1 protein-coding gene is annotated in these 377 nt (G+C 70.8%); it reads left to right on the top strand.

Annotated features, from left to right (window positions below):
* On the top strand, window positions 1-372 hold a 372-nt coding region (locus tag IG64_RS37265; protein WP_158771767.1), incomplete at its 5' end, for a hypothetical protein.
* Between the last annotated feature and the right edge of the window lie 5 nt (window positions 373-377).

Here is a 377-nt window from a genome sequence, read left to right as displayed (position 1 = left end):
GAGGCCCACGCCGCGTTCCGCCGACTCACTGCCGACTGGGTCAGCCAGGCACGCGAAGAAGCCGGCCGCCCCGTCAGTACGCCATGGCAGCTGGTGGCGGTGAAGGCGCCCGCCCTCGTCCGGACCCACCACAGCGAGCCGGAACGCGACCCCCTCACCTTGTGGGAAGCGGCGGTCATCGCCACCTACCAGGTGGCCTTCAACCGGAAGGCCGGCACCACAGCGCTGCTCGTTCCCCACCTCGTCGCCGAGCAACTGCTCGCATGCGCCTCCGACGACATGCCGGTCCAGCGCCTGGCTCCCGAGGGCAGCGCGCTACCCGCAGAGGTGCTGCTCGATCAGTGGGACCACGCGGGGCTCAACCTCTCATGACCGCC

The sequence above is a fragment of the Streptomyces sp. NRRL S-340 genome, assembly GCF_000720185.1.
Lineage (GTDB): Bacteria > Actinomycetota > Actinomycetes > Streptomycetales > Streptomycetaceae > Streptomyces.
This window is presented reverse-complemented; position numbering and strand designations above follow the sequence as displayed.